18 protein-coding genes are annotated in these 21,087 nt (G+C 44.3%); 5 read left to right on the top strand and 13 right to left on the bottom strand.

The genetic code is table 11. The features are described from left to right. Positions 1–14 precede the first annotated feature (14 nt). Entirely contained in the window at positions 15–1,160 is a 1,146-nt protein-coding gene (locus tag BTO09_RS11100; protein WP_087524848.1) for a hypothetical protein, read from the top strand. On the opposite strand, the gene BTO09_RS11095 is transcribed toward BTO09_RS11100, so the two are convergent. From BTO09_RS11095 to BTO09_RS11080, 4 genes are read right to left on the bottom strand one after another with little or no spacing between them, the layout of a single operon-like run. Then, positions 1,157–2,110: a MoxR family ATPase gene (locus tag BTO09_RS11095; protein WP_087524847.1), complete on the bottom strand. Its 954-nt coding sequence runs from the start codon at positions 2,108–2,110 to the stop codon at positions 1,157–1,159. The two genes, BTO09_RS11100 and BTO09_RS11095, sit on opposite strands and share 4 nt — an antisense overlap. A gap of 1 nt (position 2,111) precedes the next feature. Next, positions 2,112–3,542 (bottom strand): peptidylprolyl isomerase, encoded by a 1,431-nt coding sequence (locus BTO09_RS11090; RefSeq protein ID WP_232454953.1) that lies wholly within the window; start codon positions 3,540–3,542, stop codon positions 2,112–2,114. Then, complete coding sequence (locus BTO09_RS11085; RefSeq protein WP_087524845.1) at positions 3,520–4,380, bottom strand: peptidylprolyl isomerase; 861 nt, start codon at positions 4,378–4,380, stop codon at positions 3,520–3,522. The genes BTO09_RS11090 and BTO09_RS11085 overlap by 23 nt, the downstream gene beginning before the upstream one ends. Then, positions 4,380–6,341, bottom strand: a complete 1,962-nt coding sequence (locus BTO09_RS11080) for a peptidylprolyl isomerase (protein ID WP_087524844.1) — start codon at positions 6,339–6,341, stop codon at positions 4,380–4,382. Before BTO09_RS11080 ends, BTO09_RS11085 begins: the two co-directional genes overlap by 1 nt. Positions 6,342–6,502: 161 nt before the next feature. On the opposite strand from BTO09_RS11080, the gene BTO09_RS11075 reads away from it, so the two are divergent. Genes BTO09_RS11075 through BTO09_RS11065 form a run of 3 tightly spaced genes read left to right on the top strand, consistent with a single transcriptional unit; the run spans position 6,503 to position 7,773 of the window. Continuing rightward, complete coding sequence (locus BTO09_RS11075; protein ID WP_087524843.1) at positions 6,503–6,958, top strand: SRPBCC family protein; 456 nt, start codon at positions 6,503–6,505, stop codon at positions 6,956–6,958. 2 nt (positions 6,959–6,960) lie between these two features. Next, positions 6,961–7,206 carry a hypothetical protein gene (locus tag BTO09_RS11070; RefSeq protein ID WP_087524842.1) on the top strand — a complete coding sequence of 82 codons (246 nt, stop codon included), beginning with the start codon at positions 6,961–6,963 and terminating at the stop codon, positions 7,204–7,206. Positions 7,207–7,263: 57 nt separating this feature from the next. Then, positions 7,264–7,773, top strand: a complete 510-nt coding sequence (locus BTO09_RS11065) for an OmpH family outer membrane protein (protein ID WP_087524841.1) — start codon at positions 7,264–7,266, stop codon at positions 7,771–7,773. 72 nt (positions 7,774–7,845) lie between these two features. On the opposite strand, the gene guaB is transcribed toward BTO09_RS11065, so the two are convergent. The 8 genes from guaB to BTO09_RS11025 form a co-directional block, all read right to left on the bottom strand. Then, positions 7,846–9,318: an IMP dehydrogenase gene (gene guaB / locus BTO09_RS11060; protein ID WP_087524840.1), complete on the bottom strand. Its 1,473-nt coding sequence runs from the start codon at positions 9,316–9,318 to the stop codon at positions 7,846–7,848. A 114-nt stretch (positions 9,319–9,432) separates the two neighbouring features. After that, positions 9,433–11,880: a TonB-dependent receptor gene (locus BTO09_RS11055; RefSeq protein WP_087524839.1), complete on the bottom strand. Its 2,448-nt coding sequence runs from the start codon at positions 11,878–11,880 to the stop codon at positions 9,433–9,435. Continuing rightward, a complete protein-coding gene (locus BTO09_RS11050; RefSeq protein WP_087524838.1) occupies positions 11,870–13,234 on the bottom strand; it encodes an HTTM domain-containing protein in 1,365 nt (454 codons plus the stop codon). Before BTO09_RS11050 ends, BTO09_RS11055 begins: the two co-directional genes overlap by 11 nt. Positions 13,235–13,236: 2 nt before the next feature. Next, positions 13,237–14,385: an imelysin family protein gene (locus tag BTO09_RS11045; RefSeq protein WP_087524837.1), complete on the bottom strand. Its 1,149-nt coding sequence runs from the start codon at positions 14,383–14,385 to the stop codon at positions 13,237–13,239. 82 nt (positions 14,386–14,467) lie between these two features. Further along, on the bottom strand, positions 14,468–15,694 hold the full coding sequence (locus BTO09_RS11040) for a DUF4856 domain-containing protein (protein ID WP_087524836.1): 1,227 nt from the start codon (positions 15,692–15,694) through the stop codon (positions 14,468–14,470). A gap of 251 nt (positions 15,695–15,945) precedes the next feature. Then, positions 15,946–17,469, bottom strand: a complete 1,524-nt coding sequence (locus BTO09_RS11035; protein WP_087524835.1) for a bifunctional UDP-sugar hydrolase/5'-nucleotidase — start codon at positions 17,467–17,469, stop codon at positions 15,946–15,948. 1 nt (position 17,470) lies between these two features. After that, positions 17,471–18,334 carry a hydroxymethylglutaryl-CoA lyase gene (locus BTO09_RS11030; protein WP_087524834.1) on the bottom strand — a complete coding sequence of 288 codons (864 nt, stop codon included), beginning with the start codon at positions 18,332–18,334 and terminating at the stop codon, positions 17,471–17,473. 25 nt (positions 18,335–18,359) lie between these two features. After that, complete coding sequence (locus BTO09_RS11025) at positions 18,360–18,977, bottom strand: LysE family translocator (protein WP_087524833.1); 618 nt, start codon at positions 18,975–18,977, stop codon at positions 18,360–18,362. Positions 18,978–19,047: 70 nt separating this feature from the next. Here BTO09_RS11025 and BTO09_RS11020 point away from each other — a divergent pair, with 70 nt between their 5' ends. Beyond that, positions 19,048–19,959, top strand: a complete 912-nt coding sequence (locus tag BTO09_RS11020; RefSeq protein WP_087524832.1) for a spondin domain-containing protein — start codon at positions 19,048–19,050, stop codon at positions 19,957–19,959. Here the strand turns inward: BTO09_RS11020 and BTO09_RS11015 are convergent. Continuing rightward, the gene (locus BTO09_RS11015) at positions 19,949–20,977 is read right to left on the bottom strand and encodes a quinone-dependent dihydroorotate dehydrogenase (RefSeq protein ID WP_087525548.1); all 1,029 of its coding nucleotides are present in this window, start codon (positions 20,975–20,977) and stop codon (positions 19,949–19,951) included. The two genes, BTO09_RS11020 and BTO09_RS11015, sit on opposite strands and share 11 nt — an antisense overlap. Between the last annotated feature and the right edge of the window lie 110 nt (positions 20,978–21,087).

Below are 21,087 nucleotides of genomic sequence, written 5' to 3'. Positions count from 1 at the left end.
TGTAGGGTATCGCGATGCGTATAAAAGTAATTAAAATATTCGGCTGGCTGTTGGTGCTCACCCTACTCGGAGGTGGGCTTTACTATTTACAGCTCTCCAACAGGCACAAGGCCATAGTCAAGACCACTATTTTGCACAAATCAGGTCTTGGAGGCGACTGGCAGGTGAGTTATGGCGGCCGACAAACCGATTTTTATAGCCCGTTGTTCTTTGTAGACAACATTTACACCTCTATGGAAGGCCCTAAAGCGATGCGAGGCTTTCAGATCAACCCAAGTACTGAGGATCTACTTTGGATAAACGGATACGAGACTACCGTTGTGGCTGCGGACGGCCTTACGGAACTTTCCCGTGACTTTATGTGTCATACCAATTTGGACTATTACGACCAGAGCTATTACAGCAAATGGCAGATCCCAAACCGAATAGGAAGTAATTATCCACGCTTGGCAACCTTGACCAATGGTATGGAATCTTACCATTATCCGGAAGGCTTCGGATTCCCGATTAAAGCCAACGAATACTTATATCTTTCTACTCAGATCTTGAATCACAACCTCAAGGAGTCTTTATTTGGTGTTCGGCACAAGGTGAGTATCTTTCACAAAGCCGATAGCCCTGATATAAAACCCCTGAGGCCACTTACGGTTTTTATGATGTTGCCTTATGATGGCGAAAATCCCTTTGACAACGAGGCCGCAAAGACAGACCCAAGTGTGTGTATCCCGGTAGAGACCAAAAATCACAGTTATCAGGACAGTGATGGAAACATGCGGTCTGGTCATTGGGTGGTATTCCCTGGCAAACAGACCTATCGCAGCGATATAAGCGCGCAACTGGAAGTTAAAGACAGTATACAAGTGCATCATATTGCGACACATTTACATCCCTTTGCAACCTCCTTAAAACTTATCAATACCGATACGCAAAAGGTATTATTCACTGCGGATGCTGAGAATCATTTAGACCGAGTTGGATTAGCGAAGATCACCGAGTACAGCAGCACCGAGGGATTCACGCTATATGCAGATCAGCAGTATGAATTGGTTTTGGAGGTCAATAACACCTCAACCACAAAACAAGACATGATGGCTTCTATGTTCTTTGGAATTTACGATGCCGACCTCGATGCTCGGCTCAAAAGTAGGTTCGAGAATTAGAACAGATCTTTAATGATGGCCTCTATGGTCACCCCTTCTGCTTCTGCTTTGTAGTTTTTGATCATTCGATGACGCAGCACCCCATAAGCAACTTGTTGTACATCTTCGATATCTGGAGAATATTTCCCGCGAATAGCAGCATTGGCCTTGGCCGCCAAAATAAGGTTTTGCGAGGCTCTTGGACCCGCTCCCCAATCTACATAGGTTTTAACCATCTCTGTAGCTGTAGGCTCTTTAGGTCTGGTTTTCCCCACCATGGTAACTGCGTATTCGATCACATTATCTGCAACTGGAATACGACGGATTAAATGCTGAAAATCTATGATCTCTTGTGCGTTAAAAAGTGTATTGACCTTAACCTCGTTATCGGTAGTGGTGTTCTTAACTACAGAAACCTCTTCTTCAAAGCTCGGATACTTTAAGTTGATAGCGAACATGAAACGGTCCAATTGGGCTTCTGGCAATGGATAGGTTCCCTCCTGCTCAATGGGGTTCTGCGTAGCTAAAACGAAATAAGGCAGATCTAATGGGTAATGTCTACCGGCTACCGTCACTGCGCGTTCTTGCATAGCTTCCAGTAAAGCGGCTTGTGTTTTTGGAGGCGTACGGTTAATCTCATCGGCCAAAATCACATTGGCAAAAATAGGCCCTTTTACAAAGGTGAAGTTGCGGTTCTGATCTAGAATCTCTGCCCCGAGTATGTCACTGGGCATAAGATCTGGAGTAAACTGAATACGCTTAAACTCCAAGCCTAATGTTTGGGCCACTGTGTTTACCAATAAGGTCTTGGCCAGTCCAGGCACTCCGATAAGCAGCGCATGTCCGCCAGAGAAAATCGCCAACAGGACCTGGTCTATGACCTCTTCTTGTCCTACTATAACTTTGGCAATCTCTGTCTTTAAGGCCTTGTACTTTTCTACAAGTTGGCCTATGGCTGCTACATCACTCATATTAGTTCTTAGTCCAGTTACTGGCAAATTCGCAGTCGGTGTAATCTCTGTTCACACTGACATAGGTCTCTTTGATCTTCTCGTCTTGCCAAGCTTCTATGGCGCGTCTTCTTTTATCGTTCAAGGCCAGATCTTTGATCTTTTCGTAATCCTTGGAATAATCCGCTTGGTGCTCGTCATAGCGATCGGTCACCATAATGATCTTAAATTTCTTGCGTCCGGTTCTATCGGCATCGGTAAGCACCTGCGATACTTCTTGATCCTTTAGATTGTAGATCTGCTGAGCCAGTACAGGATCCATTTTGGTAAGGTCAAAACGCGTATCTCCGGTTACCGGGTTTACGAGTTGCCCTCCGTCGTTCTTGGTTTCCTTTTCGTCGGATTCGCTCTTGGCAGCCTCTGCAAAGGTGAGTTCTCCCGCTACGATTCGATTTCGGATATTCTCGATCTTCTTCTTGGCTACCTCTACGGTGGCATCCGTAACATCAGGGATCAATAATATATGGCGCACGTCTACGGTTTGTCCGCGGATCTTATCGACCATAAGAATATGGTAACCAAATTCGGACTCAAAAGGTTCACTAACTTCTCCTTCTTGCAAAGAGAAAGCCATGTCCTTGAATTCTTTTACAAAATTGTCGGAGCGTTTTAGACTGATCTTCCCTCCTTTGGTACTAGAACCAGGGTCTTGAGAATACAATACTGCTTTGGTAGCAAAAGACTCTCCGTTTTCCACAATTCCGGTTCGGAACTCGTTAAGACGATCGATAACTTTTTGGATCTCTTCTTGTGGGATTTCAGGCTCTATAACGATCTGAGCGATCTCTACCTCAGCACTGAAAAGCGGACGTTCATCCGCAGGAATAGAATTGAAAAAGGTTCTTACTTCTTCTGGTGTGATCTCTACACCTTCTATGATCTTGTTCTGCATCTCAGAGGCCAACATATTGGTCTTGTTGATCTCAAAGAGCTCCGCCCTAAGTTCCGGCATGGTCTTTTTCTTGTAGAACTTTAAGACCTGCTCTTCGGAATTGAATTGAGCCAACATGTATTGGATCTGCTGATCTGTGGTGGCGTTCACCTGTGCATCTGGAATGATCACACTGTCTTGAATGGCGTGATGTGCATAAAGCTTCTCTTCCATCAGCGTTCCGAGCAATTCACAGCGGCTAATGTCTGAGGTTGAAAAACCTTGTTGCTCTATTTGGATGTATTTTCTATCGATATCACTGTCTAGCACAATGTACTTGCCTACTTGCGCCGTCACTCCATCGACCTTGAATTTCTCAAAAGGCTTTACAGTATCTTTAACCTGCTGACTCGCTGCAACTCCCGTACTGTCTACCTCAACTACTTCCTGCGCCTGTACTTGCAATCCAACCAATAAGGCTGTTGTCACTAAAATTCGGCTATTGATAAATTTCGAAATCATTATTCTTGATCGCATCTTTTGTAATATCGGCCTCTAACTTTTTAATGAGGTCCAATTTCCTTTTGTTTAGTATAATCTGTTGAATGGTGGGGCGCACATATTCCAAGGGTGCGTCGTCCCCTTTTTCCAAGGCATCCTGAACTTGGATCAAATATACTCCTATAGAGTCTTGCAGCCTTACGAAATTAGATTTTTTTAACTTTTCAGCATTGGATTTATCGCTGATCAGCGGGATTTCCGTCAAAAGAGCATCTTGTCTAACCCAAGTGCTGTCATTGAGGTAATATCCTTTGAATTGAAACGCTTTAGCTTCTAGCGCAGCTTTGGCATCGGTATCGAAGTCGCGCAAATTCTTGGCAACTTCTTCTGTTGCGTTCGAACTGATGGGCAGATTCACATAACGCAGCTTGAGCAAACGCTCTTTGAGTCTAAAACTCTCGCGGTTCTTTTCGTAGTACTGCTGATAAACCGAAGGCGCTATGGTACTGTCCAATTGCTTGGCAACCACGGCATTCTTATAGCCTTTGGTATAGAGGTCTTCCTTGTAGTCTTGAACCAGTTGATCGTAAGTGGCCAGCTGGGATTCCGGTAGATTGATTCGCGCCTGATCGATGAGTAACTGCTGAGTCGCCCAACGATTGATATAATTGGTAACAATAAGAAGGCTGTCTTCTGGAGAAGTATTTGGCTGAATCAAATTCACCAGATCTTCTTTAAAAAGATAACTATCGTTCACCCGGGCTACGGGCTCAGAGGGTAATTCCTTAGTAAAGAAATCACAGGAATAAAGCGTAAGACACGCCAATATGATAGTTAGAACGCTTCTTGTTTTAAGCATTAAAGTTGTGCTTTAATTTCCTGAAGCACCTGCTGATCGACAGTTACCTTGAACTTTGCTTTCAATGCTTCCATAAAGGCTGCTTCTAAAACCGCCTGGTAATCGCCCATAACCTTACCACGGATCTTATCGAGTGGGATGGCAGTTGGTGCTAGGAGCTCATCTGTGCGTATAACTGTGAATTGCCCTGCCTTATTGTATACTTTAGATACACCGGAAGACAATTTATAATCCTCTGGCAATAAACGGTGACCTTCTTGGTAGGTTCCATTACTAAAAAGTACCTGAGTCTCTTCTTCGTTGAATTGTTCTTTCAATTCACTGAGACTAGCACCTTTCTTTAGGGCTTTGCGCAGTTGCTTGGCAACAGCTTCGTTAGGTGTGCTGGCAATCAAGGCTTTTACACGAGTTTCGTATTGGTAATCGGCCAGGTGTTCTTTGTAATAGTTCTCTAAACCGGTGCTGTCTTCTCTTACCTTGCTCCAGATCTCATTTTCCATGAGGTCAAAGATCAACAACCCTTCTTTGTACTCTCTCACAATATTTGCGAAGCCTTCGTCCTCTTCGTCTAGGTGATCTTTAAAATAGTCGCGTATGGTGGCCAATTCGAATTCATCGTAAAACGCTTTTGCAGCTCCATAGGTCGTATTGTGACGTGCGGTCTTTCGGTGACGCTCTTCTATGAATCGAGCAAAGTCGTCATAGGTAAAAGTGGTTGTACCCAAAGTAAATATCTCGGTTTTCATGGCCGGATTTAAACTATCAGTGTACTTCCAAGTTTTGGTCTTGATACTGTCTGTAAGAAACTCCGTAAAGAAAGGAACAACATGCTCTGGAGAAGTGATATTATACCTCGCCTTGAGTTCTTGCTTAGAGAGTGCCTTTATATAATCCAAACGCTGTGCCTGTTGCACTTGACGTTTAAGACGTTGCTCTACGTCTTGAAAGGTTGGATATTCATGTCTGTCTATCAATTTAATGATGTGCCAACCAAAGTCTGTTTTGACTGGTCCAGACATATCGCCAGGATTCTTTAAAGCGAAAGCGGCGCGCTCAAAATTCTCTGCATTGAGCATCCCCGGACCAAAGCGGCTCAATTTACCGCCATTCTCTGCAGTATTTCTATCGTCAGAATATTGCTTGGCCAGTTCTTCAAAGGAAGCACCTTGTTTAATGTTACTGTACAGTTCGTTGATACGCGCTTCTGGATCAAAGCTAGCATCGTCTGCTTTTGGGCTGATCATAATATGGGCTACAGTTACCTCCTTAGCCACAGGACGACGATCTAGCACTTCGATGAAATGATACCCAAACTGGGTTCTAAAAACTTGCGATATCTCACCTACCGGTGTGTTGTAAGCCACTGTTTCAAAAGGATATACCATTTTAAAAACAGAGAACCACCCAAGGTTTCCTCCAGTGTCTGGAGCGCTAGGGTCTGCAGAGAATTGCCGAGCAGCCTGCTCGAACTTGCGTTTACCATCGATGATCTCTTGTCTGAGTTTTATCGCTTTGTTATAAGCAACAAGAGTATCCTGCGGAAGATCATCTACAGATGCGGCTATCAGTATATGGCGCGCTAATATCTCTTCTTGTTGCCTCGCAAAGGCTTCTTTCATGAGGGTATCGGTCACCTCTTCTACATTCATGTAGGTGGTTGCCAATTTGTGCTTGTATTTGCGATACTCCGTTTTGTGAGCATCTTGCTGATCCAATCCCATAGCATAGGCCTCCGCAACCTTAAGCTTGTAATCGACATAGAGATCGAGATAATTTTCCACTTTACGCTGCTCTGCGTCGGCCACAAGATTTAAATTCTTCTTGTAGACACGCATGAACTCTCCGGCACTTACGGTCTGATCACCAATAGAAAGGACTGTTTTGTCTTCCAGTTGCTGCGCTGTGGCGGCAGGAATAAGCAGACAAATAAAAATCAAGCTAAGCAAGCTACGTTTCCCCATAGATCATATTTTTTATAGTACCCGCAAAAATAGCAAAAAGCCCCGGCCAAGCAAGATTTTAACGCCACGACTCCACAGCTGTTAAGAAATTTACCATAATATTAACGCACTTAGATTTTTGCTACCTTTAAGGTATCGATCAACAACTAAACTCAATATTCATGAAATACACTTGCGAAATCACCATAGATAGACCTTTACAAGAGGTCATAGAAAAACTAGACAACGCAGAGAATATGAAGCACTGGCAGCGCGGCCTGCTCAGTTATGAAGTTACGCAGGGTACGCCTGGACAAGAGGGTGCGAAAATGCAACTCAATTACCAAATGGGAAAGCGTCAAATGAGTCTTACAGAAACGATCACAAAGCGCAATTTTCCACATGAATTCGAAGCTACTTACGATACCAAGGGGGTTCACAATATCCAGAAATTAAATTTTGAAGAAACTCCGGACGGGAAGACCAAGTGGGTATCTGATTGCGAATTCCAGTTCCAAGGATTTGGTATGAAATTAATGGGCTGGCTAATGCCTGGTGCCTTTAAAAAACAGTCCTTAAAGTATATGCAAGATTTTAAGGCCTTTGTAGAAGACGGAACCTCTGTCGCTAATACTTAAGAATGGAAGCCAAAGCCAGATTAATTTGGGACTTTAAAGGTCCGGCAGGAGAACGAACCGCAGAACACCACTTGATCCATTTGGGAGAGTTCTTTGCTCGGGAGAGTTTTGTATGTCACGAAAGCGGCAGTATAGTGCAATCTCCCATGTGGCATTCTGCCTATGTGGTAGTAGACTTAAAAGATGTACAGGCCCTGCGCGAAATTCTCAAACCGCATAGAGGCCAGCGCATTGCCGAAAGCACTTAGTGTTAATTGGCACCGTAATTGTAAGCTAAAATTCTATATTTGCAAAAAATTAGAATTATGCGTTTTTATCTCATAGGAATCATTGCCCTAGCGACATCATTTCAAATGTTCGCACAAACCTCTAAAGTAGGTACCATCGATGTAGATTATATTTTGAGCAAAATGCCAGATCTTACCAATGTAAAGTCAGGTGTTGAAGCTTACGGAAAAGAATTGGATACCGAATTGGGTCAGAAAATCGCCAAGTACGATTCCTTGATCGCTAAGTATCAAGAAATGGAATCCACTTACGGAGATGCGATCAAGAAAACCAAGCAGAACGAGATTATCGCTCTAGAAGGAGAAATGCAGCAGTTTCGTCAAAACTCTGTAACCTTGATCCAGCTTAAGCAAAACGAATTAATGCAACCGCTTTATCAGAAAGTAGGCGTTGCTTTAGAAGCAGTAGCTCAAGAACAAGGATATACTCAAGTACTTACAAGCAACGCAACCGTAGCTTATTTGGATCCTAAATTCGATCTTACCATTGCGGTTATGCAAAAACTAGGTCTACCTACCGAAGAGTAGCACTACAGACCCTTAATAAAACAAAAAAGCACTGTTTATCGACAGTGCTTTTTTTTTGGAATGATCTTAATATTATCTGCTGTAATTCGGAGCCTCTTTAGTAATGGTCACATTGTGCGGATGACTCTCGTGGATACCTGCGGAAGTGATCTTAACAAATTTACCTTTCTCTTGAAGTGTCGGAACATCTTTAGCTCCGCAGTAACCCATACCGGCACGTAAACCACCTACAAACTGGTGGATACTCTCAAAAAGATCTCCTTTGTAAGGCACACGGCCAACAATTCCCTCTGGAACCAATTTCTTTAGGTCGTCTTCCACATCTTGGAAATAACGGTCTTTAGACCCTTTAGACATAGCCTCTACAGATCCCATACCACGATAGGACTTGAACTTACGCCCTTCGTAAATAATGGTCTCTCCAGGAGACTCCTTAGTCCCTGCAAGTAGCGATCCTAGCATAACACAGTCAGCTCCGGCGGCCAAGGCCTTTGGAATATCTCCTGTGTAGCGAATACCTCCATCTGCAATAACTGGAACTCCACTACCCTTTATGGCAGCAGCTACTTCTAAAACTGCAGAGAACTGGGGGAATCCAACTCCGGCCACAACGCGAGTGGTACAGATAGAACCAGGCCCAATACCAACCTTAACAGCATCGGCTCCGGCTTCTACTAAATATTTTGCGGCTTCTGCAGTGGCAATGTTTCCAACCACCACTTCCAGTTCTGGGAAGCGCTTCTTAATTTCTTTTAAAACGGTCACAACGCCCTGAGTATGTCCGTGGGCTGTATCGATAACAATGGCATCTACATCGGCATTGACTAAAGCTGCAGCACGTTCTACAGCATCGCCGGTAACTCCAACCGCCGCAGCCACACGCAATCGACCATAACTGTCTTTGTTCGCATTCGGCTTTAAGGATAGCTTGGTAATATCTCTAAAGGTAATTAGACCGATAAGGGTATTCTCTTTAGTTACAACTGGCAGCTTTTCGATCTTGTTGTCTTGTAAGATCTCTTCGGCATCCATCAATGAGGTGCCTTCGTGGGTGGTTACCAAGTTCTCGCTGGTCATTACTTCAACGATAGGACGATCGTTATTCTTTTCGAAACGCAGGTCTCGGTTGGTAACAATTCCCTTGAGCTTGCCTTGCCCATCTACAATAGGGATCCCACCAATACTGTGCTCTCGCATACTGTTCTTGGCGTCGATCACCTTGGCGTCCATTGGCAGGGTCACCGGGTCGATGATCATCCCACTTTCTGCACGCTTAACGCGACGTACCTTAGTGGCTTGCTGCGCAATGGTCATGTTCTTGTGCAAAACGCCGATTCCACCTTCACGAGCCATAGCAATGGCCATGCGCGCTTCTGTAACTGTATCCATAGCTGCGGATACAATAGGAACATTGAGCGAAATATTACGCGTGAATTTAGATTTGATAGAAACGTCTCTGGGAAGTACCTGAGAATAGGCCGGAACAAGTAGAACGTCGTCATAAGTAAGACCCTCGCCTACTATTTTGTTTTGATGTGCTGTCATTGCAATTAAATCTGGTGCCCGTTGCCGAACGTTGAATTTTATTTAATTGCATGCAAATATACCAAAAATCGACGAGAGCAGATGTAAAGAATTCCTTAAGAATTCCACATGGGCCTAAAAGCGAAATTCCAAACCTGCATACCAGGTACGCGGCTGACTTGGAATTATCCCTGGCCCGGGGTAGCCTGTAGCTCTGCGGACAAAATAATTGTTGTCTAGCAGATTGTTTATTCCACCTTCAACTTGCAACCATGATTTGAATCGGTAACGGGCAGAAAAGTCAAGTATGTCATAAGCCGGGATCTCTCCTACTATACCGCTTTGGCTGTCTAGATCGGCCCGAGAATTGGTGGCATCGGTAAACTGCTCGCTCAAATAAGTGTACTGCAAACTGGCCAAGAAATTCTTATAACCCATACTCAAACCTGTCTTTAAGTTTACATCGGGTACAAATTCCACCTGATTCCCCACCACATTATTGAGTTCGCTTCGGGTGTATTCAGAGCGGGTCAATGCTAAGTTCGCAAATACACTGAGTCGGTATTCTTTGCCCAGACCAAGGGCAGGCACTAAATTGTATTCACCAAAGCCCTCAAAACCATAGGTAATAGCGTCGCCGATATTCCCGCGGAATTGCGCTTGCTGGATATCGCTAACAGCTCTTAGCACCAATCCCAAACGGTCTTGGTAGCTCAACAAGAAAAGGCCGGCATCAAAACTAAAGCTGTTCTTTATACGACCTCGCAAGCCTATATCCGCCGTAAAACCAGATTCGTCGCTTATGTTGGGATCAATGGTCAGCGAGGGATTCGTAATACGAATATCACTAAAGGTTACCGAGCGGTAATTTTGGCTAATGTTCCCATAGAATTCCAAGGCGTCGGTGGCCTTGTAGCTTGCTCCTAAACCGAGCAGTACAAAACTTCTATCTACACTGCGCATATCAGGCACGGTTTCTTGTAGGATGGGATTCCCTGCCAAGTCAAAGTTGATGCGCTCAAAGCTACCGTCGATCTCGGTTTTGATGTATTCAAAGCGTGCTCCTGGAGTGATACTGAGCTTCTCATTCAGCTTTAGAATATGCTCAGCAAAGACTGCCACATTCAGGTTAGGCAAGTCAAAATCGCTTTGTCTGGCATAGTTGGGAAACTCCTCATCCGCAAAATTGAAGTCTGCATCTAGGCCATTGGTTCCTGGACCTTGGCGTTCTGCATTGTTTGACTGATAGTACTTCCCTCCTATTAAAAAGGTCTGCTCTTGTCCAAAGGCATCATAACGACTCAAAAATCGCGCTTCTGCACCCCAGTTTCTAAAATTCCCAATAATGAGTTCCCGTGGCGCATCAAGATCATCAACTTGAGAGACTCTATTCTCTCTAAAGCCCACCGCCTTGCGTGAAGCATCTAAAGCAAACAGATTTAAACTGAATTGGCTTCGCTGAGCAATGGCTTGCTCCCATTTTAAGCTGTACAGCTTCCAATCGATCTTAAAAAAATTGCGCGTTCTGTTGCTAAAGCTGGGGTCTTCTTGAAATTGACTGTCTGTGAGTCCGCCCGCTTGCTGAGCCAAATAGTTCAGATAACTAAACTCCGCAGTGATTGTTGTTCTGTTAGACGGTTTATAACGCAACAAACCAAATGCATTGTAAGACTCAAAGTCAGAATTTGGTCTAAAGTCCTCTCCAGATTTATAGTTGAAATAGCTGTAATAACTGAACTTACCTAGGGTTCCGCTTAAACTATTAAAACTGGTAAAAAGGTTGTAAGCTCCTAGAGTTTGTCTACTCACTAAGGCAATTGGTTTATCCTTTTCGGGTTCGCGCATTTTAAAGTTCACCAAGCCGCCGAACTGGGTTCCGTATTGCAAGGACGCAGCACCGCGAACTATTTGGATCTCTTGTACCGCCTCTGGTGGTGGCGAATAATAACTTTCGGGATAACCCAGAACATCCGCAGAGATATCATAACCGTTCTGACGGGTGTTGAAATTGGCCGTTCTATTAGGATTTAGACCTCGGCCACCTATATTGAGCTGCAAGCCAGCGTCATTGTTCTCGTAAATGTTAAGTCCAACTATTCGAGAATAGATCTGTCTGGCGTTGGCTGTAGCCAAGTTTGCTGTGACATTGTCTAACAGGACAACCTCACTTTTCTTACCGGAATAAATAGCAGTCCCCTCGACCGGACGCAATTGTCTCAATGCTAAAACCGTTTCTCTTTGAGCAGTAATGATAACCTCAGAAAGCGCTTCCCCTAAAGGCTCTAAAACGTAAGTCAAGGTCTTGTTAGCATTTAGGCTGATGGTAGCCTCCAAGAGCTCGTAGTCTAAGGCAAAGACATAAAGCTGGTAATCTCCCGGCTCCAGATCTTCAAAGACAACTTGGCCATTGACATCTGTGAGACCACTCTCTACCGCAGGATTGAGGTAAACTTCTGCGTCTATTACCGCTTGTCCCTGTTCGTCATTCACTTGGACTTCCAGCCTTAATTGGCCAAAGGTCGCAGATACACAGCAAAAGCTAAAAAAGACAACTAGGTATGTACTAAGAGATTTAAAGTCCATCGATGGTATCGTTAAAAGGAAGTATCCAGGTTTTGTGTTTAAAAGATTCGCGCTGGCTCACCAGATCGACCTTTGGGTCTATATAGGCTTGACTCAATCGCCCGTTAAGAGCAACATAGCTCTCTACATAGACAGCCACATCCTTATAGCCTTGCTGCTGATAATGATCTGCCAAATAATGGGCATACTCTAAGATAAAATCGGGCTGAAAGCTCATTTGCTTTTCTTGCAGCGGCGTTAAAAAGTCGCTATTGTCTATGGCAAATGACTTTCCGGATTGTCCGTCCACCACTTTGAATTGCGCATAACCGGCCTTTTCCATTAGCATGACACGCCAAGAGAAGCGATAGCCTTCCTCTGTCCAGAACAACTCCCCCGGATATAACAAATAGCGCCACGGGAATAACAATTGAACAGCAAAGAAGAGGATCAGAACAGGCTTTACATATGTTTTAGGTCGCCAAGCATTTGTAGTGTGTACCGCTTGTTGCCGATAGAGTTTTAGCCTTTTTAATAAAGTTTGGAATCCACTTAAAAGTCGCTCGTGAAAACTCGGACTAAAAAAGATGAGCGAAGATACGATCATGATATATGGAAACATGCCTATAGGAAACAGGACTCTGGTCAAAACGTGAAAGATCACTACCAAACCAAAGGCAAACCAACGCGTTCGGGCAAAGAGCAGTAAAAAGGGAATGAACAAATCATAAATTGCTCCCCCATAACTAAAAGCGTAGTGTACCCATTCTTGCTGCATGAGATCTCCCAATAAAGGCAGATCGTATTTGGCCGGCAGCCAGATCTTTAAAGGCATGGCTTCCACCAACCAATCGCTGTTGAGCTTGGCCAAACCTGCATAGAAATATACGATCCCCAGCATAAGCTTAAGCGAATCCACTGTCCAACGCGGTACTTCCTTGGCCGCAAAACCAGGTTTTAGAGCATCTAAAGCAAACCAACGGTTGGCTGGTAAAAAGATCATCAGAAAACTAAGTACACTGACAAAGTAATAGTGATTCAAATACGTGGTCTTGTCCATCAGCTCTATATAGGTAAAGCTCAAAAAGAACAAGACTATGGACAATCGGTATTTATAGCCTAAGGCCACGCCTAGGGCAGCCAAACCACAAACCACAAATAATAGATATGTCCAAACACCCATGGGTTTAACCCACTCAAAGCCGTAATAGCTAAAATGAAACTCGGGTTCTAAGTAGAGTTTCGATATCCAGCCATTGGCCCAAAAGCGAATAATACTCAAGAGCATCATCACACCAAATAAAACACGAAAGACCGCTAATGGAGCGGTCTTAATCGTGCGATTAAAATAGGTATGATTTACTAATGAGAACATTTTTAGTCGCCGTCTGTATCTACAAAGTCTACGTCAATGCTCAATGCCTGAAGCATGTCTACCTTTAAAAGAATCACATTGCGCTGCAATTCGTCGTAGGCTTCCAGCATGGCGGTATTATTGGTTTGCACCTGAGTTGCAAAATTGTCATCCAGATCGTTGATCGCCAAACGCGCCAGATCGAACTGCTCGTTGATCAAGGTACTGAGATCTTCTCCGTTCTTGATGGTGTTCAAGAAATCTAAATAAGACTTAAAGCCTCGACCGTTTCCTCCTGCTTGACCGTTCCCGTTAAAGAAACTCTGTACCGCTTGCAAAGCCTCTAGAGCCAATTCTTTAGATACTTCTTGATTAAAGAAGGCCTCTACATTCTGTGGCAACGGATCTGTAGAGAATACTCCGGCAGGAATACCGATCTTCCCAGCGCGTAGCGCTTTTTCGTAATACAAGATATAGTCGTTTGTAAGCTTGTCTATGGATCCGGTTGCAGAAGCTGCAGTATTGGTCTTAAAACTAGCGGCAAAACTCATAAGCCACTGATCGCGCACTAAAGATGCAAGAGTTTTAATGTTCGCTGCCAAGTTCTGCATATACACCAAATGATTAGGTGCGGTCGGATCGTTCTCGTAAAAGTCTATGATAGCTTCTTCGGTATCGGCTATACCATATAGCAAATAATCCAAAGCAGGGAAACCTTGAGCGTCTATGGTAGAAGGCAATTCAAGATCGTAAGTTCCCGAGGCGATAAACTCGTCAATACTTGCCGTATCTGCAGGATACGTGTTTAAACGAGCGCGGAATCTGAATTCTTCGGCCGGTCCAATCTCGAACATAGAAACCCACTGAAAAGCGCGATATGCAGCTAACCAATCGGTACGCACCTCCAAAAGACCAACAGAGGTCGGATCGTTTGCAAAGGCGGTGACACTTTCTTCAAGAGCTTCTGTAAAGGGGTAGAACTCCTCATAAGCCGGCACGATGATATTGTCTGTCCAATTCGCCAAAAGCGCAGCACGGTCAAAACCAGTGGTTCCGTCTCCACCATTGTTATCGGTTCCACCACCTCCGTTGTTATTATCTGGAGCTGGATCATCAGAAGAACAGGCTAAAAGCAGTCCTGTAAAGAGTAGAAAAATTGTCTTTTTAATCATGTTCAAATTTTTTGCAAAATTACAAAGCAAAACCCGAGGAGCCAGCTCGTGTGGCTCCCGGTTTTGATAATTTATTCACAGTTTAATCTGCTGCTTGTGCAACGGTAAAACTGAACTTAGCGGCAATAGTTTCTGCTAGGTCACTCAAGATAGCAGGAGTTACATCCCACAGGCCGTTTGGCCCTTGCTCCATAAGTTGAGCTAGCATGGCATCTACCTCAGTTCGGTTAAAATATGGCGCTCCCGTAACCGTATTTCTGGTAAAGCGCAGACTATAGATAAAACCATATCCTTCGGAAAGGTCGTGGAAAGCAGTACCGTAATTCTCTTGTTCAAGCGCCAGACGCCCTTGCTCTAGATAATATACTGCTCTAATGGCTATGATCTCTGAAATACGCTCCTGAATAATAGCAGCTTGCTCGTCGCGCAATTGATAATTCTTACCAACTATTGCAGCACGACCTAGTTTAAAGGCATCGAAGAGCTCCTGCGCTATACCGGCAAAGTCGGTGTCATTCTCTACACGACCGAGATATTTATTCAAGAAACTATCGTCGTCTCCAAGGGTAGCCAATGGGTTAGAAGCACTCGGGGAATTTCCGAATAGGTAACCGTAAGCTTCGTCCCATTTATGCTCCATGGTAGTATAGTTCTTACCGTCTTCTACTACCTCATTATCGTTGTTTTCAATATTGTCGGCTTCGTCTAAAACTGCAGGACTCAAATAGTTGTTTATCATTTGATCGGTCATCAAAGCTCCTATTAGACCTTTGATCCACAACTGATTGTACTCCAAGCCATTTGGAGCTACCCAGCGGGTAGCACTCCCATCTGCCAACTGTCCGGCAACTCCTGGTTCTGCCGCCTGTAGTTCGCCAGGAAACACCTCTGTGACCTGTTTTTCCAGATAGCTTTCAAATGCTGCACGAATAGCTGCGGATTCTGCCGTGTTGGCAAAAAAGTAATCACGAGAAGCGGCTGTTTTACTGCTCAAGTTCTTGCCAGAAGCGTTTAAAGCAGCGTCTTGGAAATTCGATTCACCTTCTTGATGGTTGTACATGGCGGAGAGTGATTCGGCAGTGGCGTTGTCAAAATCTAATAAGGCTTCTACTACTTCCTCGGCCATACGAATACGAGTGGTCTGACCGTCAAAGGCCACAGTTGTAGCACCGTCGCGATCAAAACTGTAGGTAAGTGGTGCCTCTATATCTACCCCACCGTTGTCTACGATAGGTTCTGTATTATCATCGTCTGAGCAACTGGCAAAAAGAACTGTTGCTGCTAAGATTAAATTTGGGATGTATTTCATAGTTGTTTTTATTAAGACTTATTCTAAGTAATAAGTTGTAGATGTCTAAAAATTTGGTTCTTTACAAGGTTTTAATCTAATCAGCTGATAGTGTATCTAGAGCCTAAAATGTTCTATTTTTTATTTAGAACGACTTTAAATAACGATGCAAAATTAAGACTCAGCACTTATCCAAACAAGTTTATTTAGATTAATTTTAAATAAAATTGAAGTTAAGAATCGTAGACGCTGAGTATCAGCCTGTTTTACGTTTATTGCTTAAGAAAGTCTATGACCGCTCGGCGAATATCGCCTGCCATCTCTGTAGGTTCTGGAGTGTATACTCCAAGGATCTCCGGGTGGTCTGCAGTTAGAAAAGGGATATCGAATCCTTTGAGCAAGAAATCACTCAGCGCAATGCTATAGACGCCTTCTGGGTCAATCTCTGTAGGCCCTATCATCCACTCCCCTTGTGCATTTCGGTCTATGTTGAAGCGCTGCAGATAGGCTCCCTTACCGCGCTTGCTCAATCCGTAGTCAAGCGTCTTTATTAACAGTGCTCCGCTCATATCTACCTTAACCACATGTCCTCCGAATGGCAGCACGCGGAATATATCTAGACTACTAATAGCTCCAGCTAACATATCGTCCAGACGGATAGAGCCTCCATTAACCAGGGCTGCCTGAGCAGGTTGGTCAAAAGCTTTGGCCATTGCTTCGGTTATGATACCTCCCAAATTAGTTTGCACACCTCTACTGGCACTATCTGTTCCGTCTAAAGGTGTTGTTGCTGTATAAATGATCTCGTTAGGGTCTGCAACTACTTCTTTGAGCTTAGCATCTAAAATAGCCTCCCATTTCGTTACTACGGCCTCGGTTGCGGGCTGCGCAGCAAGTTTATCATCTATTGGCACTAATTCTGAATCTATGATGAGCGCCTTAGTCTTTTTATTGTAGCTAAAGCGATGCACATAAACCGTTTTGGCATTGGCGTCTGCCTTAACCACAGTAGCATTATTGGTCGGAACCGACATATTATTGTGCTCATGTCCACCCATAATCAGTCTAAGTGCATCAAACTGGTTAGCAACTTCTTTGTCTTGTTCTAAAGCCAAGTGGGTAAGCCCTAATTGAATATCTGTCTTAGGGATCACCGCCTCTAACGCAGCTTTTAAAGAAGGAATTACCGGCTGGTAGGCTACAAAATCTCTCGGATTGGAATCTATACAGGCACTTACAAAACCCACATCGAGTTTGGTTCCGTCTGCATCGGTCATAGACCAGATGTAATAAGGTTTTATAGCGACGTTTCCAATATTCCGGTTGATGTTGAAATAGGTTTTACGGTCATTATTAACCTCTAAAACATTGGCAGAGGTCCAGGCAAACTGGGATTCATTTATGCGTTTTTGTAAAGCTTCACGTCCTATATCGAACTCGTGGTTTCCAAAAGTGGCCAGATCCATACCCATAGTGTTCATGGTCTCTACCATTTGCTTGCCGTAAATGCGCTGCCCATCTAGTTTAAGCGTTCCTATGAGCGAAGGATTCAGAAAATCACCGGCCATGACCATAAAAGTATTCGGGTTGATCGCGCTGAGTGAATCCTTTAAGTGGGCAACGCGAGCCATACCTCCGTGTTTACCTCCTCCTAAAGGAGCGATCTCGTATACATCGTTGAGCTGAATGATCACGAATGCTATCTGTCCGTCGTCTTTTTTAGTATCGGTTAGCGTTGCTGCGGATTTACATCCGTAGGCTAAAATCAGCAGTAAAAGAAAAGAAAGTGCGCGCATCTTAATGGTATTTGTGAAATATCTTGGAAGCCTCGTTAAAAGCGCTTTCAAAACTCATAGTAGCAATATTAGTGTCGGCTTTCACCGTTGTAAAGTAAGAGACCAAGCGCTCTGTTGGCATATTTCCGGTAAGCTCATCTTTGGCCATTGGACAACCGCCAAAGCCTTGAATGGCGCCATCGAACCTGTGGCAACCTGCCTGATAGGCAGCATCCACTTTTTCGTGCCAACTGCTAGGAGTGGTGTGTAAATGCGCCCCAAACTCAATGGCAGGATAGCGCGGAATAAGATTCGAGAATAGGTAATCTATCACCTCCGGAGTACTGGAACCGATTGTATCGGAGAGCGATAAGATCTTAACACCCATGGCTGCTAAACGTTCGGTCCACTCGCCCACAATATCAACATTCCAAGGGTCTCCGTACGGATTGCCAAATCCCATAGAGAGATAGGCCACTACCTCTTTGTTATGCGCATCGGCTATGTTTAGAATCTCCCGCAAGGTTTCTACAGACTGCGCAATGGTCTTGTGCGTATTTCGCATCTGAAAGTTCTCCGAAATGGAAAACGGGAACCCGAGGTAATCGATCTGCGTAAACTTTAGCGCATCTTGAGCTCCGCGAACATTGGCCACTATTGCTAAGAGTTTGGACTCCGTAGTGCTCAAATCCAAGTTGTTTAATACCTCGGCAGTATCTTTCATTTGCGGAATTGCCTTGGGTGAGACAAAACTACCCACATCTATGGTATCGAATCCGCAGCGCAATAAAGCCTGGATATACTGCACTTTCTGAGGAGTTGGAATCCAATCCTTGATGCCTTGCATGGCATCTCTTGGACATTCGATGAGCTTAACTTTTTGCATCACTCAAATATACGATTCCCAAGGCTTATTCGGGCAGTAAAATATAGATTGCTATTCCTACAAAAACTACGATCTGCAACCACTTGAAAAAGAGTCCGCTCTTGGGGTGACTCATGGCGTATTTGTTGAGTTGACCAGCAAAAAGCGCTATACTGCTAAAGATGAGAAAAGAGATAAGCATAAAGCTGCCTCCCAAAATATAGAATTGCTTTACCAGACCAGCATCTGGGTTCCACAAAAAACTAGGGAAAAACGCCAAAAAGAATAAGATCACCTTGGGGTTTAGCAAGTTCATGACAACGCCTTGCCAGTACAACTGCGTTAAACTCTTTTTGGGTACTCCGGAATCTGCTATAATGTCTCCTTTAGATCCGTAGACCTTATAGGCCAGAAACAACAAATAGGCGGCACCAAAGATCTTGATCCCCCAAAAAAGCCCGGGAGAAGCAGTAATAATTGCTGAGACGCCAAAGGCCAACAAGGTGGTATGCACTATGCAGCCCGAGATCAAGCCGGCCGTAGTTGCAATTCCGTAACGGCTGCCGTGAGCCATGGCCTGCGATAAGACATAGATATTGTCAGGACCTGGAGAAAAGGCCAATCCAGCAGTTGCAATAGCAAATAAGTAGAGGTTCTCTAGCATTAGCTTAAAAATACTTCAATTTGTGTAATGTATAGCGTTTTATTCCGACTACGGACCTAAAATAGCTGCTATGAAAAAGACTACCCTACTTTTAATACTTACCCTGATCTCCCATTTGGGATGGTCTCAATCCACGGCCCAATACAGCGTCAGTTTTGAAAGCACTTGGTCTCAAGCTACACATCCGCATTCCAGTGGTAGTTTGCCAGCGACAGCACATTGGTCGCGTTTGGTTGGTGCGACACATAATGATAATATTACTTTTTTTGAGCTCGGCGGATTAGCGACAGTCGGGTTAGAAGATGTGGCAGAACAAGGCAATAACGTACAATTCTTCAACGAAGTAGCCAGCGCAATCAGCACCGGCGATGCCAATCAACAAATTGAAGGCCCTGCCCTAGCCACGGCTGCGGGAGCGGTTAGTATCGACCTCATTGAAACCACCTCAGACTATCCACTTTTGACCTTGGTGTCTATGATAGCCCCTTCTCCAGATTGGATTGTTGGCATTAACAGTATTTCGTTATTAAATTCGGAAGGTAATTGGATCGAGGAGATCGTGATCGACCTCTACCCTTATGACGCCGGAACCGACAGTGGCCCAGATTACAGCTCTCCAAACATGGACACAGACCCCCAAGACCCCATAAGTAGTTTACAAGGTGTTATGCCATTCTCCACAGCTCCCATGGGAACTTTGACCATTAGCCTAGAAGGTATCTTGTCTGTGGATGAGCTCGCGCTAGAAAATGTTAGTCTGAGTCCTAATCCAGCGACAGACTTACTTATGCTACAGTTTCCCCAAGCTGAGTTTGACCGCGTGGCTATCTACTCCGCTTTAGGACAACAGGTCATAGCAAGACGTATTGTTGGGCAGCAAGATCTAGAGCTAGATATCAGCGAGCTTAAAAGCGGAGTCTACTTGGTGCATTTACAAAGTACGCAAGGGCAAACGGTGGTACGCAAACTCGTTAAGCGCTAAGAATCTCTTTTTGGATCGCCTTGACCAGGGCTGGTCCTTCATAAATAAAGCCGGTATAGAGCTGCACCAAGCTTGCGCCGGCTTCTAGCTTTTCCATAGCGTCTGCTGCGGAGTGTATCCCGCCCACGCCGATAATAGGAATACTCCCCTCGCTTTTTTGATGTAAGAAACGAATCACTTCAGTACTGCGATCAGTTAGTGGTTTACCGCTAAGGCCTCCGTTGCCAATGGCAGTAACTTTTTCTGCGGAGGTGGTCAAAGGCTCGCGTGCAATGGTGGTATTGGTAGCGATAATGCCGTCTGTCTTAGAATCTCGAACTATGTCGATAATATCTAAGAGCTGATCCTCATTGAGGTCTGGTGCTATTTTGAGCAAGATTGGCTTCGGATTGTTCTTGGCCTGATTCTTTTCTTGTAAGGTCTTTAACAGCTCTGTGAGTGGCTCCTTTTCTTGTAAAGCGCGCAAGTTTGGCGTATTCGGAGAGCTAACATTCACCACAAAATAATCTACATGATCAAATAGGGCTTCGAAACATTTGATATAATCTGAAGTCGCCTCTTCATTGGGAGTTACTTTGTTCTTCCCTATGTTTCCTCCTATGATGATTTGGGTCTTTCTGTTCTTTAATCGGCCCAATGCAGCAGCTACTCCTTGGTTGTTAAAGCCCATCCGATTAATGATCGCTTTGTCCTTTTTTAATCGAAAGAGTCGTTTTTTAGGGTTCCCGTCCTGAGGTTTTGGAGTCAGGGTTCCTATTTCGACAAAGCCGAAGCCGAAGTTGGCCAGCTCATTGTATAACTTGGCGTCTTTGTCAAAGCCTGCTGCCAAACCTACCGGGTTGTCAAAGGTCAAGCCAAAGACCTCTCGTTTCAGCTTTGGGTCATTGGTTACATAGATAGCTCTAAAAAGCCCACCCAATCCGAGCTTATGCATAAAACGGATCAATCCGAAAGTAAAATGATGCACAGCTTCTGGATCAAAACAAAAAAGAATCGGTTTTAACAGGAATTTATACACGGCTGGAATGTTTGCACAAAAATACATTTTCTGCGGCTTCTAATACAGCATCGGGAGCAAGTATTTTACACTTGGTCAGCTGCGGGCATATCGCTATTTTTGGGTGACAA

It is taken from the genome of Gilvibacter sp. SZ-19, from assembly GCF_002163875.1.
GTDB lineage: Bacteria > Bacteroidota > Bacteroidia > Flavobacteriales > Flavobacteriaceae > Gilvibacter.
The sequence above is the reverse complement of the archived record's forward strand: the minus strand, read 5'-3'. Positions and strand labels throughout refer to the sequence as shown.

Coding starts and splice junctions, on each gene's coding strand:
- BTO09_RS11035 (WP_087524835.1), bottom strand. CDS start 17,469: ATGCGCGCACTTTCTTTTCTTTTACTGCTGATTTTAGCCTACGGATGT.
- BTO09_RS11025 (WP_087524833.1), bottom strand. CDS start 18,977: ATGCTAGAGAACCTCTACTTATTTGCTATTGCAACTGCTGGATTGGCC.
- BTO09_RS11045 (WP_087524837.1), bottom strand. CDS start 14,385: ATGATTAAAAAGACAATTTTTCTACTCTTTACAGGACTGCTTTTAGCC.
- BTO09_RS11075 (WP_087524843.1), top strand. CDS start 6,503: ATGAAATACACTTGCGAAATCACCATAGATAGACCTTTACAAGAGGTC.
- BTO09_RS11100 (WP_087524848.1), top strand. CDS start 15: ATGCGTATAAAAGTAATTAAAATATTCGGCTGGCTGTTGGTGCTCACC.
- BTO09_RS11065 (WP_087524841.1), top strand. CDS start 7,264: ATGCGTTTTTATCTCATAGGAATCATTGCCCTAGCGACATCATTTCAA.
- BTO09_RS11040 (WP_087524836.1), bottom strand. CDS start 15,694: ATGAAATACATCCCAAATTTAATCTTAGCAGCAACAGTTCTTTTTGCC.
- BTO09_RS11055 (WP_087524839.1), bottom strand. CDS start 11,880: ATGGACTTTAAATCTCTTAGTACATACCTAGTTGTCTTTTTTAGCTTT.
- BTO09_RS11020 (WP_087524832.1), top strand. CDS start 19,048: ATGAAAAAGACTACCCTACTTTTAATACTTACCCTGATCTCCCATTTG.
- guaB (WP_087524840.1), bottom strand. CDS start 9,318: ATGACAGCACATCAAAACAAAATAGTAGGCGAGGGTCTTACTTATGAC.
- BTO09_RS11030 (WP_087524834.1), bottom strand. CDS start 18,334: ATGCAAAAAGTTAAGCTCATCGAATGTCCAAGAGATGCCATGCAAGGC.
- BTO09_RS11090 (WP_232454953.1), bottom strand. CDS start 3,542: ATGATTTCGAAATTTATCAATAGCCGAATTTTAGTGACAACAGCCTTA.
- BTO09_RS11085 (WP_087524845.1), bottom strand. CDS start 4,380: ATGCTTAAAACAAGAAGCGTTCTAACTATCATATTGGCGTGTCTTACG.
- BTO09_RS11050 (WP_087524838.1), bottom strand. CDS start 13,234: ATGTTCTCATTAGTAAATCATACCTATTTTAATCGCACGATTAAGACC.
- BTO09_RS11080 (WP_087524844.1), bottom strand. CDS start 6,341: ATGGGGAAACGTAGCTTGCTTAGCTTGATTTTTATTTGTCTGCTTATT.
- BTO09_RS11070 (WP_087524842.1), top strand. CDS start 6,961: ATGGAAGCCAAAGCCAGATTAATTTGGGACTTTAAAGGTCCGGCAGGA.
- BTO09_RS11095 (WP_087524847.1), bottom strand. CDS start 2,110: ATGAGTGATGTAGCAGCCATAGGCCAACTTGTAGAAAAGTACAAGGCC.